Raw genomic sequence first — 18,260 nt, forward strand, 5'->3', positions numbered from 1 at the left:
CCAGATTCGGTCTGCTACGTCGTAGACACGGCACGAGAGGTGCTGCGACGAGCGTCCACAAGAGGTGGAGTGTGCTCGACATGCGCAAGGATGTCTTGGCGCGACTGGCCGTGCTGATGGCCCGGCATCGACGTCGGGTATTCGCGGGCTGGCTGCTCGTAACCGTTGCCGGCGTGCTGTGCCTGCCGCATCTACTGGCCTCGGTGGTGTCGCCGCCGATCGAGGTCGCGGGCTCCGAGTCACAGCGGGCGGGCGAGATCCTCGGTGCCGCTCTGCCGTCATTCGGCAAGGATCCGATGATCGCCGTGTTCCATTCTTCGACGCATCGGGCCGTCGACCCGACGTTCCGGGAAGCGATCGACGCCGGAAAGATCGCGCTGAGCGAACAGGACGGCATCTCCGGTGTGGTGTCGTTGCCAATGGTCGGCGACTACACCCGGGCTACAGCAATGCCGGAAGCGATGGAGCCACTGCGCGTGCTGTTCCATGACGAGCACACCGCGTACGTGCTGGTCGGCATTTCCGGCGGTGACCGGGAGCGCCAGGATCGGATACCGGCGCAGCAGGCCGCGATCGACGAGGCGGCGCGCGCGGTATCCGGCGGCACCGTGCGAAGCTATCTGGTCGGGGTCGCCGCCTTCGGTCAATCAGTGCAACAGGCAGAGATCGCGGATCTCATGCGCATCGAGCTGGTCGCGGTACCCGTGGCGCTAGTCGTGCTGCTGATGGGCCTGCGATCTCCGGTGGCTGCCCTGGTGCCGGCGGGCATCGCAGGTGCGGCGGTGGTGACCACTCTTGGGCTGTTCGCGATGTTGACCGAGGTGTTCCCGGTGGACGGAATGTTGCTTGTCGGTGTGAACGCGATCGGCTTGGGAATCGGCATCGACTACGCGTTGTTCGTGACGAACCGCTATCGCGAGGAATTGGCCGCGGGAGCCGACCCGGAGAACGCTGTCGCCATGGCGGCCGGCACGACCGGACGCACGGTGGTGTATTCAGGATTGATCCTGATTCTGGCATGCTCGAGCCTGTTCTTGGTGCACTGGCACGTATTCGTGCAAGCCGCAGTCGGTGTCATGGCGGTGACCACCGTTGCCTTGGTCGCCTCGATGTCCCTGTTGCCCGCCGTTCTGGTGGCACTCACCAGGTGGCTCGAGTGGCGGCCGCGTTGGATGCCACGTCGCGCTCCGCTCGGCTACGTCGCGGCCGAGGGTCCGCCACGGCTGGCGCGCTGGGCCGAGCATCTGATGCGACACCCGTGGCCTTACGCCGTGGCGGTCACGGCCGGCCTGCTGTTGGCGGCGGCGCCGGTGCCCGATCTGCGACTCGGCATCAACATGGAACGCGAAGCACTGGCAGGTACGGCCGGGCGCGTCGGTCAGGAAATCGTGGACCAGGACGCGCCCGGTCTGACGAGCACGGTGTTCGTTCTGCTGCAGCGGCCGGCCGATACGGACCGTCCGGACATCGAGCCGCTCTTGGCTGTTCTGCGCGCTGATCCGGATGTTGCTGCGGCCAGCGGGCTCGACGACGGTGTCGACCTCACCACTGTGCTGGTCGTCCCGCGACACCTACCCGATTCCCCCACCGTAGTGCGGTTGGTGCAACGTATCCGCTCGCAGATTGTGCCTGCGGCCGCTCCGCCCGGGCATCAGGTGCTGGTCGGCGGATCCAGCGCGCTGGTCACCGATCTCCTCGCCGAGACCTCGGCGAAGCTGTGGTGGGTGATCGGCTGTGTGCTGGCAATGATGTTCGCGATGTTGATCGTCGTGCTGCGCAGCCTGCTACTGCCGCTGAAAGCGATAGTGATGAGCCTGCTGGCCACCGGCGCGGCGTTCGGCCTGACGGTGCTGTTGTTCCAGGGCGACCGCGGCGACGAGGTAGCCGAGCTGGCAGGGCACGGCACTATTTGGCCACAGGTTCCGTTGATGGTGTTCGTCCTGCTGTTCGGACTGTCGACGGACTACGAGTTGTTCCTCGTTCGCCGAATCCAGGAGGAGTACCGGGCCACCGGCGATAATCGCCGCTCGGTGGCGGTGGGTCTGCAACGGACCGCGCGGCCGATATCCCTCGCGGCCGCGATCCTTGCCGTCGCATTCGGCAGCCTGCTTGTCTCCGATATCAGCGGCTTGCGCGTCTTCGGATTCACCATTGCCGTCGCCCTGATCATCGACGCCACCTTGATCCGGCTCGTCCTGGTGCCCGCGCTGATGCAGATCATGGGTCGCTGGAACTGGTGGTTTCCTTCGTTCCCCATGGCCGGGCAGCCCACGCGCGATCGTGGGCCGGATGCGAAGAACCCGACTGAAGACAGACAACGCGTCGTGGACGCCGTTCCCGCGCCTTGAGTGAGGATCGAGATGGGTAGCTATGTGGTGACCGGTGCGACGGGGTTCGTCGGCGGTGCGCTGACGCTGCAACTGCTGGAGCACACCGATGCGCCGATCCACCTTGTGGTGCGGGACGGCGCCACCGAGGCGGAGGCGCGATGTCTGGCCGCTTTGCGAGTGGCGGCTGAATCATTCGGTCGGGACAGCGATTTCATCGTTCGACACCGGGACCGACTGCATGTCGCGGCTGGCGACCTCTTGTCCGCCGAGGTCGCCAAGCGTCTACCGGCACGGGGCATCACGGATGTATGGCACTGTGCGGCGTCGCTCGAGTTCGAGGACCGCAACAGGGACAAGATCTTCGCAGTGAATGTGGAAGGCACGCGCAGGCTGCTCGACCTGTCCGAGAAGCTCGGTGTTGCCCGGTTCAACTACATGAGTACCGCGTACGTGGCCGGAGCCGCGGTGGGGAAGATTGCGGAGTCGGCGGTAGCCGATGATGTCAGCCCCAACAACCAGTACGAGCTCAGCAAGGTCGTGGCCGAACGCGTTGTCGCGCAGCGTGAGTCGATGTGTACCCGAATTTGGCGCCCGAGCATCGTGGTCGGTCACAGCAGGACCTACGCTGCCACCAGCTTTACCGGACTGTACGGGTTGATCCGTGAGGCGTGCCGTTTCCAACGACGGGTGGCGAAGATGTTCGGCCCGAACTTCGTCATGAAGCAGCGACGCATACTGGCCGATCCCGCCGCGCAAATCAACCTCATCCCGGTCGATCTCCTGGTGCGACAGGCGGTTTCGCTGTCTATGCGCCGCAGCCTCGACGAAAGCATTGTTCATCTGACGAACGGATCGGCGCCGACCATGCGGGACTTCATGGCGGTCATGTCCTCGATGACGGGTATACCCGAGCCCGAATATGTCACTTCCGCAGCGGGATTCACCGCGGTCGAGCGCAGATTCCACAAGACGATGCAGTTTTACGCCCCGCATGTGGAGGGGTCGAAGTTCTTCGCGCAGGATGTCGCCGAGCGACACGGCTCGCCCATCCACTTCCCGATGGACCAGGACTACCTGCGCGCCCTGATCGGGTGGTACCTCGACCACGCCGGTCTGGCGAATGAGGTGCGAACGGCCTGATCGGCCAGGCGCTGCGGTCACCATCACTTCCGGCGATCTACGACAGGAGAAACCATGCGGCTCGCGACTCGGTTACCCGGAGAACGCGGTCTCGCGCAGCGGGACGCGGACCGGATCGCCGCGATTCGAGCGGAGATCATCCGCGTCGGTGACCGGTGGCGGGCAAGGCATCCGTGGATCAGCAGCCATCAGAACGCGGTCGGGACGGCGATCTTCGCGGTGTCCGTCGGCGGTGTGCTCGGCGACGCAGCGCTTTACGCGGCAGGTGTGTTGCCCTGGTGGACAACAATATTGGCGACAGCATTCTGGCTGTCGCTGCTGCACGAACTCGAGCACGACCTCATCCACTCGATGTATTTCCGCACGAACAAGTGGGTGCACAACGCAATGATTCTGGGGGTGTGGGTGTTTCGGCCGAGCACCATCAACCCGTGGGTCCGGCGTCGTCTGCATCTGCACCATCACGAGGTGTCGGGTACCGAATCGGATCTCGAGGAACGCGGCATCACCAATGGCCAGCGGTGGGGTGGGCATCGTCTGCTGAGTCTGTTGGACACCATGCTGGGGATCTACACCCGGCCGTTTCGTACGCATCGCATAGTCAACGAGTATGTGGCGCGCGCGGCACGCGACGCCGACGATGCCCGCTTCCTGGCGGTGACGGTTCCGCTGGGTTACTTCCCGCTGGGCGCAGTCCATTACGGGCTGTGGCACATTGCGATCGGGGTGCACGGCTACGAACTGTTCGGCGGAACCGTCCCGCACAACGCCGCATATCACGCCATGAACTTCCTGGCGGTTACCCTGCTGGCCCCCAACATGATTCGTACCTTCTGCCTGCATTTCGTCAGCTCGAACCTGCACTACTACGGCGACGTCGAAGCGCACAACGTGCTGCAGCAGACGCAGGTCTGGACGGCGAAGTGGTTGTGGCCGATGCAGGCGCTGTGCTTCAACTTCGGTGGTACACACGCCATTCACCACTTCTTGGTCCGCGATCCGTTCTATGTGCGCGAGGCGATCAGGCGGGAATGCCAGGTGATCTTGCGCGAACGCGGCGTTCGGTTCAACGACTTCGGCACCTTCCGCCGCGGCAACCGGTTCTCGCTCGGGTCCTTGGCCGGACCGGTCGAACCGTGACCGGCGGCGAAGCGCGGACGGCGCCGGGCGGGACGGCCAATGATATTGCCGCACTGTGGATCTGCGTGACCTGCGGAGCGATCTACGATCCGGCCGAAGGCGATCCGGATGGCGGGATCGCACCGGGCACCCCGTTCGCCGACATCCCCGACGGATGGGTGTGCCCGGTGTGCGGGGCCCGCAAAGAAGATTTCATCCCGTTCGAGGGCTGAGTAGGCCTCAGAACAGGCGGAATTCGGTGCTCTCGGTACCGCGCAGGGCGTCGTAATCGAGCACGAGGCAGCGGATTCCGCGGTCTTCGGCGAGGGTGCGGGCCTGCGGTTTGATCTGCTGGGCGGCGAAGACGCCCGCTACCGGGGCGAGCAGGGGGTCGCGGTTGAGGAGCTCGAGGTAGCGGGTGAGCTGTTCGACGCCGTCGATCTCGCCGCGGCGCTTGATCTCGACCGCGACGGTGGCGCCCTCGGCGTCCCGGCAGAGCAGATCGACGGGGCCGATCGCGGTCATGTATTCGCGGCGGATCAGGCTGTAGCCGGGGCCGAGGGTCGTTACATGCTCGGCGAGGAGGACCTGGAGGTGGGCTTCCACACCGTCTTTCACCAGACCGGGGTCGACGCCGAGCTCGTGCGAGGAGTCGTGCTCGATGTCCTCGATGGTGATGCGGAGTTCCTCGCCGGCCTTGTTGGTGACCACCCACAGAGCCTTCGCGCCCTCGGGGATGTCGGCGGCGCCGCGCTCTTCCAGCCAGCACGGCGGGCTCATCCAGTTCAGCGGCTTGTACGAGCCGCCGTCGGAATGCACGAGAACCGAGCCGTCCGCTTTCACCAACAGCAGGCGGCGGGCCATCGCGAGATGGGCGGTGAGTCGCCCTACGTAGTCGACCTGACAGCGAGCAATCACTAGGCGCACCCAAGCACTCTAGGTGACCAACCGACGGCCGTGGACGTCAGCCCGCCTCGACTCGCGGCATCGTGTCGCTCAGCCGAAGAGGACGGCGGCGGCCAGAATCACGCTGGTGCCGAGCAACGCCCGCTCCACCCTGGTGAACCGCCGAGTGACCGGCGTCTTGGTCTGGATCATGCCGTAGCCGACGCCCGAGCCGATGCAGAACGCCAGCAGATGGCCGACACTGGTGAAGTTCTGGCCGAGCAGCACGCCCGCCACCGCGGCCGTGAACCACACTGTGGCCCAGGCGATCCGCAGCCTGCTCGGCACGACGAAGACCAGCGCGCCGATCAAAGCCATGGCGCCGTAGCTGATACCAACGTCCTCGCTCCAGCGCACACTGGCGGGCATCCAATCGAACTCGACCGCTACCCAGAGCCCCGCCGCGACGAGCAGCGTCGCGCCGATGTGCCCGGCCAGGAAGACGCGCACCATGTGCAGCGCGCCGAAACGCAGCTCCGCCAGTGCGAGCAGGCAGGCCAGCAGCGGCATGATCAACCACGCGGTGCCGACATCGCCGATCACCAGCGCGCTCGACAACAGCGTGACGACTCGGCCTTGCAGCAGATTGTGCAGGTTGGTGCTGGCATGCAGCACCATCTTCGACTGGGCCGAATCGCTCAGCGCCGAGAAGATCGACGTGACGATGACCAGCGCGGACAGGTAGCCGACGGTCGCGGGCACCCTCGGTCGCCACCAACGAGAACCGACGACCGGTATGCGGTCGTCCGTGGTCGTCGCGACGGCCATAGATACCTCCGTGTCTGTGCGGTGTCTCTCCATGATTGCGGACGCCGCTGTGTTCGATCCGGGTATTCCCTGTGAGATTGCTGCGAACCTGGTCACCGCGGGTACGGCGGGGGCGTTCCGGCGGTGCCCTACTGTGCCACATCCGGACGGATTGCGGCAGGTCGAGCCGCTGATCCGTCCGGCACCGCAGCACGGGGTAGCGGCCGATCAGAGCCACCTGCGCGAGAGTAATAGGCTGGCAGCATGCCTCGTCGGAAACCGCGCGCAGACGGTCACACGGGCCGCTCGCGGACGGGCGGCGCGCCGCTCGGTGATGTCTTCGGCCGGACCGAGGCGGGGCCGGGCGGGGATGAGACCTATGTTGTTCGCACTATCCCTGGTGCTCGTGCGGTGAAGGTGTATCGCTGCCCGGGGTGTGACCACGAGATCGCGCTGGGGGTTGCGCACATCGTCGCGTGGGCTGCCGATGGTGGTGAGGACGATCGCAGGCATTGGCACCGCGGTTGCTGGAACGGTCGCCAGACGCGGGGGATCACGCGCCGCTGGTCGTGAGCGCCGGTCGCTGATCGTGGCAGGCATCCTGAATGGCTTTATTGCCGAGGGGATTTCGCCGAATCACGAGGTTCATTACGAATCCCTTGCTGGAGAGGCCGATTGCTCCGCGCCGTGACGTCGGCGCTCGATGTTCTTGTGGCCGTTCGCCGGTGGTGTGTTCCCGAAGCCCTAAGCGACCCTGGGAATTAGGAAGGCCGCCCCGGGGGATGGGGCGGCCTTGGTGTGAATTCGGTTGGGTTACTGCGTTAGTCGCCGCTTGGCCCGCCGATTAGTTGCTGATGTCGGCGTTCTCGCGCTCCTCGTCGACGATGTCATCCTCTTCCGAGGCGACCTCGGGGATGGCCTTGCGGCTGGAACCGGAGACCTGCTTGGTGTTGTTGCTGATCGACTTGCGCTGATCCGGAACACCGTCGAGCAGTTCGCTTTCCCGGTTGACCGCGGCGAGCATCGCGGGCACCGAGTCGAGCTGGCCGCGGATGCCGAGCAGCTGGGCGAGCACGCGTCCACGCAGCACGCGCATCTCCTCGGCCAGTTCCTTCGCGTGCGCGATCTTGCGCTCGGAGGTCTGGGTCGCGGAGGTGATGAGGCGGTTGGCCTCGTCGGTCGCGTCCTTGATCCGCTGTGCGGCCTCGGCGCGGCTGGTGGCCTCCAGCTCCTCCATGGCGCGGGTGAGCTTGGTGCGCCGCTCCGCCATGGTGACCTCGAAGTCCTGCTGGGTCGCCTTGCGCTTGGCGTCGGCTTCCTTGCCGAGGCGGTCGGCCTCGGCCTGGGCCGCCTCGATGATCTTGGCGGATTCGGTGCGCGCGTTTGCCAGGGTCTGCTCGAACTCGATCTCGAGCGCCTCGCGCTTTTCCTTGGTTTCGGCCAGCAACGACTCGTACTTGCCACGCATCTCGGTGGCCTGCTGCTCCGCGATCGACACCATCTCCGCAGCCTCGGCCTGGGCCAGGGCCCGAACCTCGGAGGCCTCGTCGGAGGCCAGCCGCAGCATGCGGGATATGCGGTCGGACATGCCTTCCGCGGTGGTGGGCGGCACCGAGAGTCGGTCGACCTCCTTGCGGAGCTCGTCGATCTCGTCACGCGCATCCTCGAGCTGGCTCGCGAGGTTACGGGCTTGTGCCGCAGCAGCATCCCGGTCGGTAGCGGTGACCCTTAGTTCGGCGTCGAAGCGGTCGAAGTAGTTGCGTACCTCGTCTTGCGCATAACCCTTGCGCACAACGGTGAAGGGCAGTGCAACGAAGCGATTGCGATCGGACTCAGGTGACGACATGGCACACAAACTACAGCCTACAGAGACCTGATGGTGACTCGACCGCGAATGTGATTCCGAAGAGTTTTGCCCGCCCGATCTTGATACTAGTGCGTAACATTCGCGTTCGGCTCGACCAACTCGATCAGCACACCGCCAGCATCCTTCGGATGGATGAAATTGATGCGGGAATCCGCTGTTCCAGGCCTCGGCGCCTCGTACAGCAAACGCAGGCCCCGCGCGCGCAGGTGCGCGGAGACGGCATCGATGTCGGTGACCCGGTAGGCCAGTTGCTGCAGGCCCGCGCCGTTACGGTCGATGAACTTAGCGATGGTCGACTCCTCGTTGAGCGGAGCCAGCAACTGCAGGGCGGTCCCGCGGTCGGGGGCGCCGGGCAGCGAGAGCATCGCCTCGTGCACGCCCTGGGCCTCGTTGACCTCGCGGTGGGTCTCGATCATGCCGAGGTGCTCGGCATACCAGGCAACCGCGACATCCAGGTCGGGCACGGCGACACCGACGTGGTCGATGGCGACGACGTAGTCCGCAGGGATGAAATCGGACGAATCCATAACGTTGCTCACTACTCGAAGGTAGCCGCTACCTGCGTACCGGCAACTCGGGCGTAGCGGTTACCGTGGAGTACGGAACTCTGCGAAACCTAGATAGCGAGGCTCAGTCGTGACTTCTTCCGTGATCGTCTCCGGCGCACGCACCCCGGTCGGTCGTCTGCTCGGCGGCCTCAAGGACTTCAGCGGTTCCGACCTCGGCGGCTTCGCCATCAAGGCCGCGCTGGAAAAGGGGGGCGTCGCGCCGGAGCAGGTCGACTACGTGATCATGGGCCAGGTGCTCACCGCGGGCGCGGGCCAGATCCCGGCCAGGCAGGCGGCCGCGGCGGCGGGCATCCCGATGGACGTGCCCGCGCTCACCGTCAACAAGGTGTGTTTGTCCGGTATCAACGCAATCGCGTTGGCGGACCAGCTGATCCGGGCCGGCGAGTACGAGATCGTGGTCGCCGGCGGCCAGGAGTCGATGAGCCAGGCCCCGCATCTGCTGGAGAAGAGCCGCGAGGGCTTCAAGTACGGCGACGTGACGCTGCGTGACCACATGGCCTACGACGGCCTGCACGACATCTTCACCGACCAGCCGATGGGCGCGCTGACCGAGCAGCGCAACGACACCGAGCCGGTCAGCCGCGAAGACCAGGACGCCTTCGCCGCGGCCTCGCACCAGCGTGCGGCCGAGGCGTGGAAGAACGGCGTCTTCGACGACGAGGTGGTCCCGGTCTCGGTGCCGCAGCGCAAGGGCGACCCGCTGCTGGTCGCCGCCGACGAGGGCATCCGCGCCGACACCACGGCGGAGTCGCTGGCCAAGCTGCGCCCCGCGTTCCGCAAGGACGGCACGATCACCGCGGGCACCGCCTCGCAGATCTCCGACGGCGCCGCCGCGGTCGTGGTGATGAGCAAGGCCAAGGCCGAGGAGCTGGGTCTGAGCTGGATCGCCGAGATCGGCGCCGCGGGCGTGGTCGCCGGCCCGGATTCGACGCTGCAGGATCAGCCGGCCAACGCCATCGCGAAGGCCTGTGCGCGCGAGGGTATCTCGCCCGCCGACCTGGACCTGGTGGAGATCAACGAGGCGTTCGCGGCGGTCGGTGTCGCCTCGACCCGCAAGCTGGGCATCGATCCGGCGAAGGTGAACGTCAACGGTGGCGCGATCGCGATCGGGCACCCGCTGGGCATGTCCGGCGCGCGCATCCTGCTGCACCTGGTGCTGGAGCTGAAGCGCCGCGGTGGTGGCGTCGGTGCCGCCGCGCTGTGCGGTGGCGGCGGTCAGGGTGATGCCCTGATTGTCCGGGTCTAGTTCTGCCGCAAGCGAGTTCGTCGTCGGCCCCCGCGCAGGTGCGCGGGGGCCGCGTCGTCTGTGTGCCCCGGCGGCGGGCGGCGGCGGTCGAATGTGACCCGTCGCACTACGACACGTCGTAGTGCATCCGGCACAATGGTGCGCATGGGAAATGTCTTCGACCTGAGCACCGTCGCGAAGCGGTTTCGTTTCATCGCGGTGCTCGAGGCGATCTCGTGGGTTTTTCTGATCGTCGGCATGGTGTTCAAGCGCCTCCCCGAGCCGGTGCTGTGGCCGGTGAAGGTGTTCGGCATGACGCACGGCATCATCTTCGTGCTTTTCGTGATCCTCGCCATCGTGACCGCGCGTGAGCTCGGCTGGAACGCGAAGACCACCGTGCTCGCGCTGCTGTCCAGCCTCCCGCCGTTCTTCACCGTCCTGTTCGAGATCTGGGCGGTCCGCTCGGGCAAGCTCGGTGAGCTGAGCAACGCGAATTCTGGCGGATCCGGGGCTCCGGCCGCCGCCACGTCGTGACAAACTGGAAACCGTGACTCGACCTGCTGCACGCCGTCCTTCGCCAGCCGCTGTCGCCGCCATGTCCGGGGCAGTTGATCTCTCCGGTTTGAAGCAACCGCCCGCCGGTGCGCCCGGTGCCGCCAACGGCGGCGACTACGCGGTGAACGAGGCGAACTTCGAGACCAAGGTGCTACGCCGCTCGGTGCAGGTGCCGGTGGTCGTCGCGCTGTACTCGCAACGCAGTCCGGGCAGTGTCGAGCTGGTCCGCACGCTGGAGCGGTTGGTCGGCGAGGCGAACGGCGCCTGGGACCTGGCCACCGTCGAGGCCGAGGCCAATATGCGGATCGCGCAGGCGTTCGGCGTGCAGGGCATCCCGACCGTCATCGCGGTCGCGGGCGGCCAGCCGCTGGCCGACTTTCAGGGCGCCCAGCCGGAGCCGCAGGTTCGGCAGTGGCTGAGCGCGGTCATCGACGCGGTGGCGGGCAAGCTGCCCGGCGGCGAGGAGCCGCAGGAGGCGCCGGAAGACCCCCGCTTCGTCGCCGCGGAGACGGCGCTGGAGCAGGGCGACCTGGCCGGTGCCGAGGCCGCCTACGAGGCGATCATCGCCGCCGAACCGGGCAACGAGGAAGCCAAGGGCGCGCTGCGCCAGCTGCGGTTCCTCGGCCGCGCGCAGAACATCCCGGCCTCGGCGATCGCGACCGCCGACGCCGACCCCGGCAATGTGGACGCCGCGCTCGACGCCGCGGACGTGGAGATGCTCGATCAGCAGCCGGAGGCCGCGTTCGATCGCCTGATCGCGGTCGTCAAGCGTTCGGCAGGAGACGACCGCACCAAGGCGCGCACCCGCCTGCTCGAACTCTTCGAATTGTTCGATCAGGCCGAGCCGTTCGTGGTCGCGGCTCGTCGCAAGCTGGCTGCCGCGCTGTACTAACTCGGCGGCGTCGCATCCCGACAACGCAACTCGCCCCGTCATCCCGGATCGAATCGGGTGGCGGGGCGCTGTCGTTGCCATCGCTGGGCCGAACGGATCTGGCGGTCGACCTGACCGGAACGTCAGCTGTCCGGGGCCAGCCAGACGGCGCTGTTGGGGGCCAGCGCGATCGTCGCCGAGGCCGGCCGACCGTGCCATCCTTCGTCAGTGGCCTTGACGGCACCCAGGTTTCCGATGCCCGAGCCGCCGTATTCGGCGGCGTCGGTGTTCAGGATCTCGGTCCACTGTCCGGCGAACGGCAGGCCAACCCGGTACTCGCCGTGCACCGAGCCGGAGAAGTTGTACACGCACGCCACCACGGACCCGTCCGACCCGTACCGCAGGAACGCCAGTACATTGTTCGCCTCGTCGTTCGCCTCGATCCACGAGTAGCCGCCCGGCGTGATGTCCTGGCTCCACAGCGCGGGCCGGGCGCGGTACACCGTGTTGAGGTCCCGCACGGCCGCCGTGATCCCTTGGTGCAGTGGGTTGTCCAGCTCCGCCCAGTCCAGCCCGCGATCGTGCGACCACTCGCGGAACTGACCGAAATCCTGGCCCATGAACAGCACTTGCTTGCCGGGGTGGCCCCACATGTAGGCCAGCAGGGCCCGCACGCCCGCGGCCTTGGCGAAGTCGTCGCCGGGCATCCTGGTCCACAGCGTGCCCTTGCCGTGCACCACCTCGTCGTGGCTGATCGGCAGCACGAAGTTCTCGCTCCACGCGTACATCAGCGAGAAGGTGATCTCGTTGTGGTGCCAGGAGCGGTGGATCGGGTCGCGCTGCAGGAAGTCGAGGGTGTCGTGCATCCAGCCCATGTTCCATTTCATGGTGAAGCCGAGGCCACCGACGTCGGTGCCGCGGGTGACACCCGGCCAGCTGGTGGACTCCTCGGCGATGGTGACCACGCCGGGGTGATGGCGATGCACGGTGTTGTTGAGGTCCTGCAGGAAGTCGACGGCCTCCAGGTTTTCCCGGCCGCCGTACACGTTGGGCTCCCAACCCCCTTCGGGGCGTGAGTAATCCAGGTACAGCATGGAGGCGACGGCGTCGACGCGCAGCCCGTCGATGTGGAACTCCTCGATCCAATAGCGCGCGTTGGCCACCAGGAAGTTGCGCACCTCGTGTCGTCCGAAGTCGAAAACGTAGGTGCCCCAGTCGAGTTGCTCGCCGCGGCGTGGGTCGGCGTGCTCGTACAGTGGGGTTCCGTCGAAGCGGGCCAGTGCCCATTCGTCGCGCGGGAAGTGCGCGGGCACCCAGTCGAGCAGCACGCCGATGCCTGCTCGGTGCAGCCGATCGACGAAGGCGCGGAAGTCGTCCGGGGTGCCGAAGCGCGCGGTGGGCGCGTAGTACGAGGTGACCTGATAGCCCCAGGAGCCGCCGAAGGGATGTTCGGCGATGGGCAGCAGTTCGATGTGGGTGTATCCGGCGGCCTGCACGTAATCGGCCAGCTGGTCGGCCAATTCGCGGTAGCCGAGGCCGGGGCGCCAGGAGCCGAGGTGCACTTCGTAGACGCTCATCGGCGCCTGGTTGGGGTCGGTGCTCGCGCGGGTGTCCAGCCAGGCCTGGTCGTCCCAGACGTAGTGGCTCTCGGTCACCACCGACGCGGTGGCGGGCGGCAGTTCGGTCGCGAACGCCATCGGGTCGGCGTGGTCGACCGTGCGGCCGTCCGCGCCGTGCACCCGGAACTTGTACTTCATCCCCGGCCCGACCCCGGGCACGAACACTTCCCAGACACCGGACGAGCCGAGCGCGCGCATCGGCGCGGTGTTCCCGCTCCAGCCATCGAAATCGCCGATCACGGTGACGCCGCGCGCATTCGGCGCCCATACCGCGAACGAGGTCCCGTCCACCTCGCCGTCGAGGGTGGTGTAGTGGCGCGGGTGCGCGCCGAGCACCTCCCACAGTCGCTCGTGGCGGCCCTCGCCGATCAGATGCAGGTCCAGTTCACCGACCGTCGGCAGGAAGCGGTAGCCATCGGCGGAGACGATGGTGCGCCCGCCCGGGTAGGTGGTGCGGATGCGGTAGTCCATTACCTCGGGGTAGGGGACGACGGCGGCGAAGATGCCGTGCCCCAACGACTTCAGTGCATGGTCGGCGCCGCCGATCCGGGCGGTGACCGACTCCGCGTGCGGGCGCAGCACGCTGATCTCGGTGCCGTCCGGATGCGGGTGCGCGCCGAGCACGGTGTGCGGGTCGCCGTGGGTGCCCGCGGCGAGCAGCATCAGGTCCCGGCGTTTCACAGCGTGCTCCGGTAGGCGAGTTCGGTGCGCGCCTGCTGCGCGACCGGCGGCAGGGTGAGGATGTGCGCGACCGAGTTCGCCGGGTCGAGGCGCACGTAATTCGTTTGCGCCCAGTGGTATTCCTCGCCGCTGACCTCGTCGTACACCACCGGGTGGTCGTGCCATTCGCGGCCGATGGCGGGCAGGTCGAGCGAGACCATGCCCCACTCGGCGGCGAACGGATTCAGGTTCACCACCACGAGCACGGCGTCGCCGCTGCTCGGATTGATCTTGGAGTAGGCGATGAGCGAGTCGTTGTCGACATGGTGAAAGTGGATGCAGCGCAACTGTTGCAGCGCCGGGTGCGCGCGGCGGATCTCGTTGAGCCGAGTGATCCACGGCTCCAGCGATTCACCGCGGGCCAGTGCCTCGGCGAACGGGCGCGGGCGCAGCTCGTACTTCTCCGAATCCAGGTACTCCTCGCTGCCCGGGCGCACCGCCTGATGCTCGAACAGCTCGTAGCCGGAGTACATGCCCCAGCTCGGTGCGAGGGTCGCGGCCAGCACCGCGCGGATGGCGAACATGCCGGGGCCGCCGTGCTGCAGGCTCTCGTGCAGGATGTCGGGGGTGTTGACGAACAGGTTGGGTCTGGCCTCGTCCGCCTTGGCGGCCAGTTCGTTGCCGAACTGGGTCAGTTCCCACTTCGCGATGCGCCAGGTGAAGTACGTGTAGGACTGGCTGAAGCCGCGGCGCGCGAGACCGTAGAGCCTGGCCGGGCGGGTGAACGCCTCGGAAAGGAAAACGACGTCCGGGTCGGTGCGGCGCACCGTGTCGATCAGCCACTCCCAGAAGTCGGCGGGCTTGGTGTGTGGGTTGTCCACCCGGAAGATCTTGACGCCCAGCGCGATCCAATGCCGGACCACGCGCAGCACCTCGGCGTACAGACCGTCGGGGTCGTTGTCGAAGTTGACCGGGTAGATGTCCTGGTACTTCTTCGGCGGGTTCTCGGCGAAGGCGATGGTGCCGTCGGGCAGGGTGGTGAACCACTCCGGATGCGCGGCGACCCACGGGTGGTCCGGCGCGCACTGCAGCGCCAGGTCGAGCGCCACCTCGAGGCCGAGTTGCGCTGCGGTGTCCACGAATTCGGCGAAGTCGGCCTCGGTGCCGAGCAGCGGGTGCACGGCGTCGTGCCCGCCGTCCTTGGACCCGATGGCCCACGGCGATCCGACATCGGCCGACTCGGCGACGAGAGTGTTGTTGCGGCCCTTGCGATTCACCTCGCCGACCGGATGGATCGGCGGCAGATAGACCACGTCGAAGCCCATGGCGGCGATGCGCGGCAGTTCCTTCGCGGCGGTGGCGAAGGTGCCGTGGATCGGCTTGCCTGCCGCGTCCCGGCCACCGGTCGAGCGCGGGAAGAACTCGTACCACGAGCCGTACAGTGCCCGTTGCCGTTCCACCTGCACGGTGTGCTGCGGGCCGCGAGTCACCATGTCGCGTAAGGGGGTCGCGCGCAGGATCTCGGCGATCTCCTCGGCGAAGGCAGGCGCCACCCTGGCGGGCAGCTGCTCGTCGCTGCGCAATGCGGCGGCCGCGGCGCGCAACCGCTCGAACTGTTTCTTCGGCACGGCCTGCGCGGCCCGGTCGAAGAGCCTGGCGCCGATCTCGAGGTCGTTGGCGAGATCGGCGGCGGTCTGGCCGACCGCGAGCTTGGCCTCCACTGCCGAGCGCCAGGTGGCGATCGGGTCACTCCACCCCTCGATGCGATAGGTCCACGCGCCGGGCAGGTTGGGGGTGAACGTGGCGTTGAACACGTCCGGTTCGAGATCGGGCGTCATCCGGATCCGGATCGGCCGGGAGGAGTTCGGTGCGCGCACGGTCAACGTGGCGGCGACGGCGTCGTGGCCCTCGCGCCACACCACGGTGCGCACCGGGAAAACCTCCCCGACGACGGCCTTGGCGGGCCGTCCGCCTGCGATGTACGGGGCAGTGTCATCGATTGCGATGCGGCCGGTCACGGACCCAACCTACCGTCAGCGCGCCATTCGTGTGCTCAGCGCGGTCAGCTGATCAACGCGCGTCGGCGGCCAGCCCGAGGCCGAGCGCGATCAAGATCGCGCCGAGCGCCCGCTCGATCCGCTGCCGGATGCCGGTGCGCCGCAACCAGCTGCCCGCCTGGTCGGCGGCCAGCACGATACCCACACACCAGGCGGTGTCGACGACGAGTTGAATCGCCACCAGGATGAAAATGGTCGGCAGCACCGGGCCGCTGGACGGCAGGAATTGCGGCAGGATCGTCAGCCCGAACACCGCCGCCTTCGGGTTCGCGGCGATGGAGACCAGGGAGGCGCGGAAGGCAGCGGCGGGGGTCCGGCCCGAGGGCAGCATCTTCGTCATGGTGCTGCCGAACTCGTCGTCGCTGCGCGCACCGCGCCAGGCCTGCACGCCGAGCCAGATCAGCACCACCGCGCCGATGATGTGCATGGCGGTGTTCATGTATCGATTGGCGACCAGTAGCACCGACAGGCCGGCGGCGCCCGCCAGGTTCCAGGCGAGCACGCCGATCTCGTTGCCTGCGACCGCGGCCAGGCCTGCCTTGCGTCCGTCGCGGACCGCGCGCTGCAGGAACAGGGCCGTCGCGGGTCCGGGTAGCGCGGCCAGGATGACGCAGGCAAGCAAGAATTGGGGGAGGACGGTCACCCAGTGCGGCATTCGTCGATGCTGTCACGTCGATCGGCGGCCCCGCCAGCACATTTCGGCGATCGATGCGCGCTGATGGCCGCGGTCGCCTGCCGTCCAGCCGCACTTCGGACGGCGCAGTCACCTGTGGTCGGTCGCGCTCCGATCGCTTGCGACTGCGCATGGCAGGAACCGTCGCCTGCCCGGCTTCGAGCGGCGTTCACCCAAGGGTGGTGCGACAGGTTTCGAGCAGGCGGCGCAGGGCGGCGGTGGTGTCGGCCAGTGCCTGGGGATCGTCCGAGGTGGCCAACCACAGCGCCGCCTCGTTCATCGCGCCGGACAACAGGTGGGTCAGCGGGGCGACGGGCTGGTCGGCCAGCACTCCCTCGTCGATCAACGCCGTCAACGCCTCCTCCAGATGGCGGCCCGATGCGGCTGCGTCCAGCGCCCGCCATTCGTGCCAGCCGAGCACCGCGGGCCCGTCGATCAGCATGATTCGCGCCAGCTCCGGATCGGTGCAGGTCGCCAGGAACGTCGTGCACCCGGTGACCAGTTGCTCCCAGCGATCCTCGACGGCGTCGGCGGCCGCGGCCACCCGTTCGCCCACCTCGCTCTGTACCTGTTCGAGGACCGCCGCGAACAGCTCGGCCTTGCTGTCGAAGTTGTGGTACAGCGCGCCCTTGGTCACCCCCGCCGCCGTGACGATCTCCGACAAGCCCACGGCCCCATAGCCTTTCGCCGCGAACAGACGTCTGCTCTCGCGCAGCAGCGCGTTGCGGGTCTCCTCGCGTTGCTGGGTGCGGATCTTGCTCGGCATCGCCCACCTTCCCTGTTGACATACCGATGGTACGCGAACTACCTTAACTCGCATACCAACGGTATGTGAAAGGCGAGAACGTGAAACTGAGCAGCTTCTACCCGGTCATCGGTACCTCCGAGGTCGCGGCAGCCCGCGACTTCTACACCGAGTGGCTCGGCTTCGAGATCACCTTCGAGGCGGACTGGTACGTCAGCCTGCGGCGTCCGGGCGACGTCACCTACGAGCTCGCGCTGCTCGACTACACCCATGCGACGGTGCCCGAGGCGTACCGCAGGCCGGTTCAGGGGCTGATCCTGAACTTCGAGGTCGCCGACGTGGATGCCGAGTGGGACCGCATGGTGGTCCAGGGTGGGCTGAAGGCCGAACTGGAGATCCGCACCGAGGACTTCGGGCAGCGGCACTTCATCGTCGCCGACCCGAGCGGGGTCCTGATCGACATGATCACCGAGGTGCCGCCCGCGGGCGAGTACGTCGCACAGTTCAGCGCCGAATACACCGCCGAAAAGTTCGGCGGCCAGTAACGACGAGCGCGGCCCCGGCGAAAAGCCGGGGCCGCGTTGCCGATTCGGCCATGTACCGGGCGGATCAGGCGGCGGGGACCTTGTCGAGGAATCCGTAAACCTTGGCGATACGGCCGTTTTCGACGACGGCGACATCGAAGCCGATCACCACCGGCTCGCTGTCGGCCGGGCCGAGACCCCAGGTGAAGCGGGCCTGATTGTGGTGCGCGTCAACCGGTCCCACCAGCTTGAACACCCACCCGGGGAACTTGGTCTGAACGGCGGCGATGCCCCCATCGATCTCCGCGTGACCCGTCACGGCCATCAGCGGATCGACGTAGGTCGCCTGCTCGGTGAACACCCGGGCGATGGCCGCCTTCCTGGCGGCGGGATCGGTGGCGTTCCACGCCTCCAGGTACTGGGCGACAAGAGTATTCATATCGACCTCCGGTGCCGCGGTCTGCGAGCTACCCGAGGGCGGCGCCGGCGCGGGGTCCGCGGTAGCGCATCCGGTCCCCAGCCCCAGCGCGATGACCGCGGCCGTTGCGAGGACGACTGCCTGGCGCGGCGTACGGCGGATTACTCGACTCATGATGTGTCCTTCGCAGTGCTCG

General features: G+C 67.2%; 18 protein-coding genes. 9 read left to right on the top strand and 9 right to left on the bottom strand.

The annotated features are described in order from the left end of the window. The first annotated feature begins 80 nt into the window (after nucleotides 1–80). From DMB37_RS27115 to DMB37_RS41440, 4 genes are read left to right on the top strand one after another with little or no spacing between them, the layout of a single operon-like run. Entirely contained in the window at nucleotides 81–2,348 is a 2,268-nt protein-coding gene (locus tag DMB37_RS27115; RefSeq protein ID WP_135235077.1) for an MMPL family transporter, read from the top strand. Nucleotides 2,349–2,360: 12 nt separating this feature from the next. Beyond that, nucleotides 2,361–3,470, top strand: coding sequence for an SDR family oxidoreductase (locus DMB37_RS27120; protein ID WP_135235078.1), 1,110 nt, complete (start codon nucleotides 2,361–2,363; stop codon nucleotides 3,468–3,470). A gap of 54 nt (nucleotides 3,471–3,524) precedes the next feature. Further along, nucleotides 3,525–4,610, top strand: coding sequence for a fatty acid desaturase (locus DMB37_RS27125; protein WP_135235079.1), 1,086 nt, complete (start codon nucleotides 3,525–3,527; stop codon nucleotides 4,608–4,610). Next, nucleotides 4,607–4,822, top strand: a complete 216-nt coding sequence (locus DMB37_RS41440; RefSeq protein ID WP_370465215.1) for a rubredoxin — start codon at nucleotides 4,607–4,609, stop codon at nucleotides 4,820–4,822. Before DMB37_RS27125 ends, DMB37_RS41440 begins: the two co-directional genes overlap by 4 nt. A 7-nt stretch (nucleotides 4,823–4,829) precedes the next feature. Here the strand turns inward: DMB37_RS41440 and nucS are convergent, their stop codons facing one another. Both nucS and DMB37_RS27140 read right to left on the bottom strand, forming a co-directional pair. Next, nucleotides 4,830–5,516 carry an endonuclease NucS gene (gene nucS, locus DMB37_RS27135; protein ID WP_135235081.1) on the bottom strand — a complete coding sequence of 229 codons (687 nt, stop codon included), beginning with the start codon at nucleotides 5,514–5,516 and terminating at the stop codon, nucleotides 4,830–4,832. Between the two features lie 69 nt (nucleotides 5,517–5,585). Then, nucleotides 5,586–6,302: a rhomboid-like protein gene (locus DMB37_RS27140; RefSeq protein ID WP_135235082.1), complete on the bottom strand. Its 717-nt coding sequence runs from the start codon at nucleotides 6,300–6,302 to the stop codon at nucleotides 5,586–5,588. Nucleotides 6,303–6,545: 243 nt separating this feature from the next. Here DMB37_RS27140 and DMB37_RS41445 point away from each other — a divergent pair, with 243 nt between their 5' ends. Continuing rightward, nucleotides 6,546–6,854, top strand: a complete 309-nt coding sequence (locus DMB37_RS41445) for an ATP/GTP-binding protein (RefSeq protein WP_107654463.1) — start codon at nucleotides 6,546–6,548, stop codon at nucleotides 6,852–6,854. A 271-nt stretch (nucleotides 6,855–7,125) separates the two neighbouring features. Here DMB37_RS41445 and DMB37_RS27150 read toward each other — a convergent pair whose 3' ends face one another. Together DMB37_RS27150 and mce are read right to left on the bottom strand one after the other, a co-directional pair. After that, entirely contained in the window at nucleotides 7,126–8,127 is a 1,002-nt protein-coding gene (locus DMB37_RS27150) for a hypothetical protein (RefSeq protein WP_107660070.1), read from the bottom strand. A gap of 86 nt (nucleotides 8,128–8,213) precedes the next feature. Next, on the bottom strand, nucleotides 8,214–8,675 hold the full coding sequence (mce, locus tag DMB37_RS27155; protein ID WP_135237844.1) for a methylmalonyl-CoA epimerase: 462 nt from the start codon (nucleotides 8,673–8,675) through the stop codon (nucleotides 8,214–8,216). Nucleotides 8,676–8,784: 109 nt separating this feature from the next. Here mce and DMB37_RS27160 point away from each other — a divergent pair, with 109 nt between their 5' ends. The 3 genes from DMB37_RS27160 (at nucleotide 8,785) to DMB37_RS27170 (ending at nucleotide 11,389) form a co-directional block, all read left to right on the top strand. Continuing rightward, complete coding sequence (locus DMB37_RS27160) at nucleotides 8,785–9,963, top strand: acetyl-CoA C-acetyltransferase (RefSeq protein WP_107654465.1); 1,179 nt, start codon at nucleotides 8,785–8,787, stop codon at nucleotides 9,961–9,963. Nucleotides 9,964–10,098: 135 nt separating this feature from the next. Then, nucleotides 10,099–10,476: a DUF3817 domain-containing protein gene (locus DMB37_RS27165; protein WP_135235083.1), complete on the top strand. Its 378-nt coding sequence runs from the start codon at nucleotides 10,099–10,101 to the stop codon at nucleotides 10,474–10,476. 61 nt (nucleotides 10,477–10,537) lie between these two features. Continuing rightward, nucleotides 10,538–11,389: a tetratricopeptide repeat protein gene (locus DMB37_RS27170; RefSeq protein ID WP_135235084.1), complete on the top strand. Its 852-nt coding sequence runs from the start codon at nucleotides 10,538–10,540 to the stop codon at nucleotides 11,387–11,389. 122 nt (nucleotides 11,390–11,511) lie between these two features. On the opposite strand, the gene glgB is transcribed toward DMB37_RS27170, so the two are convergent. The 4 genes from glgB to DMB37_RS27190 all read right to left on the bottom strand — a co-directional run bounded on the left by glgB (nucleotide 11,512) and on the right by DMB37_RS27190 (nucleotide 17,143). Continuing rightward, nucleotides 11,512–13,650 carry a 1,4-alpha-glucan branching protein GlgB gene (glgB, locus tag DMB37_RS27175; protein WP_135237845.1) on the bottom strand — a complete coding sequence of 713 codons (2,139 nt, stop codon included), beginning with the start codon at nucleotides 13,648–13,650 and terminating at the stop codon, nucleotides 11,512–11,514. Between the two features lie 14 nt (nucleotides 13,651–13,664). Further along, a complete protein-coding gene (locus DMB37_RS27180) occupies nucleotides 13,665–15,665 on the bottom strand; it encodes an alpha-1,4-glucan--maltose-1-phosphate maltosyltransferase (RefSeq protein ID WP_135235085.1) in 2,001 nt (666 codons plus the stop codon). Between the two features lie 52 nt (nucleotides 15,666–15,717). Next, the gene (locus DMB37_RS27185) at nucleotides 15,718–16,359 is read right to left on the bottom strand and encodes a LysE family translocator (protein ID WP_135235086.1); all 642 of its coding nucleotides are present in this window, start codon (nucleotides 16,357–16,359) and stop codon (nucleotides 15,718–15,720) included. 187 nt (nucleotides 16,360–16,546) lie between these two features. Next, nucleotides 16,547–17,143, bottom strand: coding sequence for a TetR/AcrR family transcriptional regulator (locus DMB37_RS27190; protein ID WP_135235087.1), 597 nt, complete (start codon nucleotides 17,141–17,143; stop codon nucleotides 16,547–16,549). Nucleotides 17,144–17,223: 80 nt separating this feature from the next. On the opposite strand from DMB37_RS27190, the gene DMB37_RS27195 reads away from it, so the two are divergent. Continuing rightward, the gene (locus DMB37_RS27195; protein WP_135235088.1) at nucleotides 17,224–17,667 is read left to right on the top strand and encodes a VOC family protein; all 444 of its coding nucleotides are present in this window, start codon (nucleotides 17,224–17,226) and stop codon (nucleotides 17,665–17,667) included. Between the two features lie 64 nt (nucleotides 17,668–17,731). On the opposite strand, the gene DMB37_RS27200 is transcribed toward DMB37_RS27195, so the two are convergent. Further along, nucleotides 17,732–18,238, bottom strand: coding sequence for a nuclear transport factor 2 family protein (locus DMB37_RS27200; protein ID WP_370465216.1), 507 nt, complete (start codon nucleotides 18,236–18,238; stop codon nucleotides 17,732–17,734). Nucleotides 18,239–18,260: the final 22 nt, after the last annotated feature.

It is taken from the genome of Nocardia sp. CS682, assembly GCF_004634405.1.
Classification (GTDB): domain Bacteria; phylum Actinomycetota; class Actinomycetes; order Mycobacteriales; family Mycobacteriaceae; genus Nocardia; species Nocardia ninae.

Coding starts and splice junctions, on each gene's coding strand:
- DMB37_RS27185 (WP_135235086.1), bottom strand. CDS start 16,359: ATGCCGCACTGGGTGACCGTCCTCCCCCAATTCTTGCTTGCCTGCGTC.
- DMB37_RS27125 (WP_135235079.1), top strand. CDS start 3,525: ATGCGGCTCGCGACTCGGTTACCCGGAGAACGCGGTCTCGCGCAGCGG.
- DMB37_RS27200 (WP_370465216.1), bottom strand. CDS start 18,238: ATGAGTCGAGTAATCCGCCGTACGCCGCGCCAGGCAGTCGTCCTCGCA.
- DMB37_RS27150 (WP_107660070.1), bottom strand. CDS start 8,127: ATGTCGTCACCTGAGTCCGATCGCAATCGCTTCGTTGCACTGCCCTTC.
- DMB37_RS27165 (WP_135235083.1), top strand. CDS start 10,099: ATGGTGCGCATGGGAAATGTCTTCGACCTGAGCACCGTCGCGAAGCGG.
- mce (WP_135237844.1), bottom strand. CDS start 8,675: ATGGATTCGTCCGATTTCATCCCTGCGGACTACGTCGTCGCCATCGAC.
- glgB (WP_135237845.1), bottom strand. CDS start 13,650: ATGCTGCTCGCCGCGGGCACCCACGGCGACCCGCACACCGTGCTCGGC.
- DMB37_RS27120 (WP_135235078.1), top strand. CDS start 2,361: ATGGGTAGCTATGTGGTGACCGGTGCGACGGGGTTCGTCGGCGGTGCG.
- DMB37_RS27115 (WP_135235077.1), top strand. CDS start 81: ATGCGCAAGGATGTCTTGGCGCGACTGGCCGTGCTGATGGCCCGGCAT.
- DMB37_RS27140 (WP_135235082.1), bottom strand. CDS start 6,302: ATGGCCGTCGCGACGACCACGGACGACCGCATACCGGTCGTCGGTTCT.
- DMB37_RS41445 (WP_107654463.1), top strand. CDS start 6,546: ATGCCTCGTCGGAAACCGCGCGCAGACGGTCACACGGGCCGCTCGCGG.
- DMB37_RS27170 (WP_135235084.1), top strand. CDS start 10,538: ATGTCCGGGGCAGTTGATCTCTCCGGTTTGAAGCAACCGCCCGCCGGT.
- DMB37_RS27190 (WP_135235087.1), bottom strand. CDS start 17,143: ATGCCGAGCAAGATCCGCACCCAGCAACGCGAGGAGACCCGCAACGCG.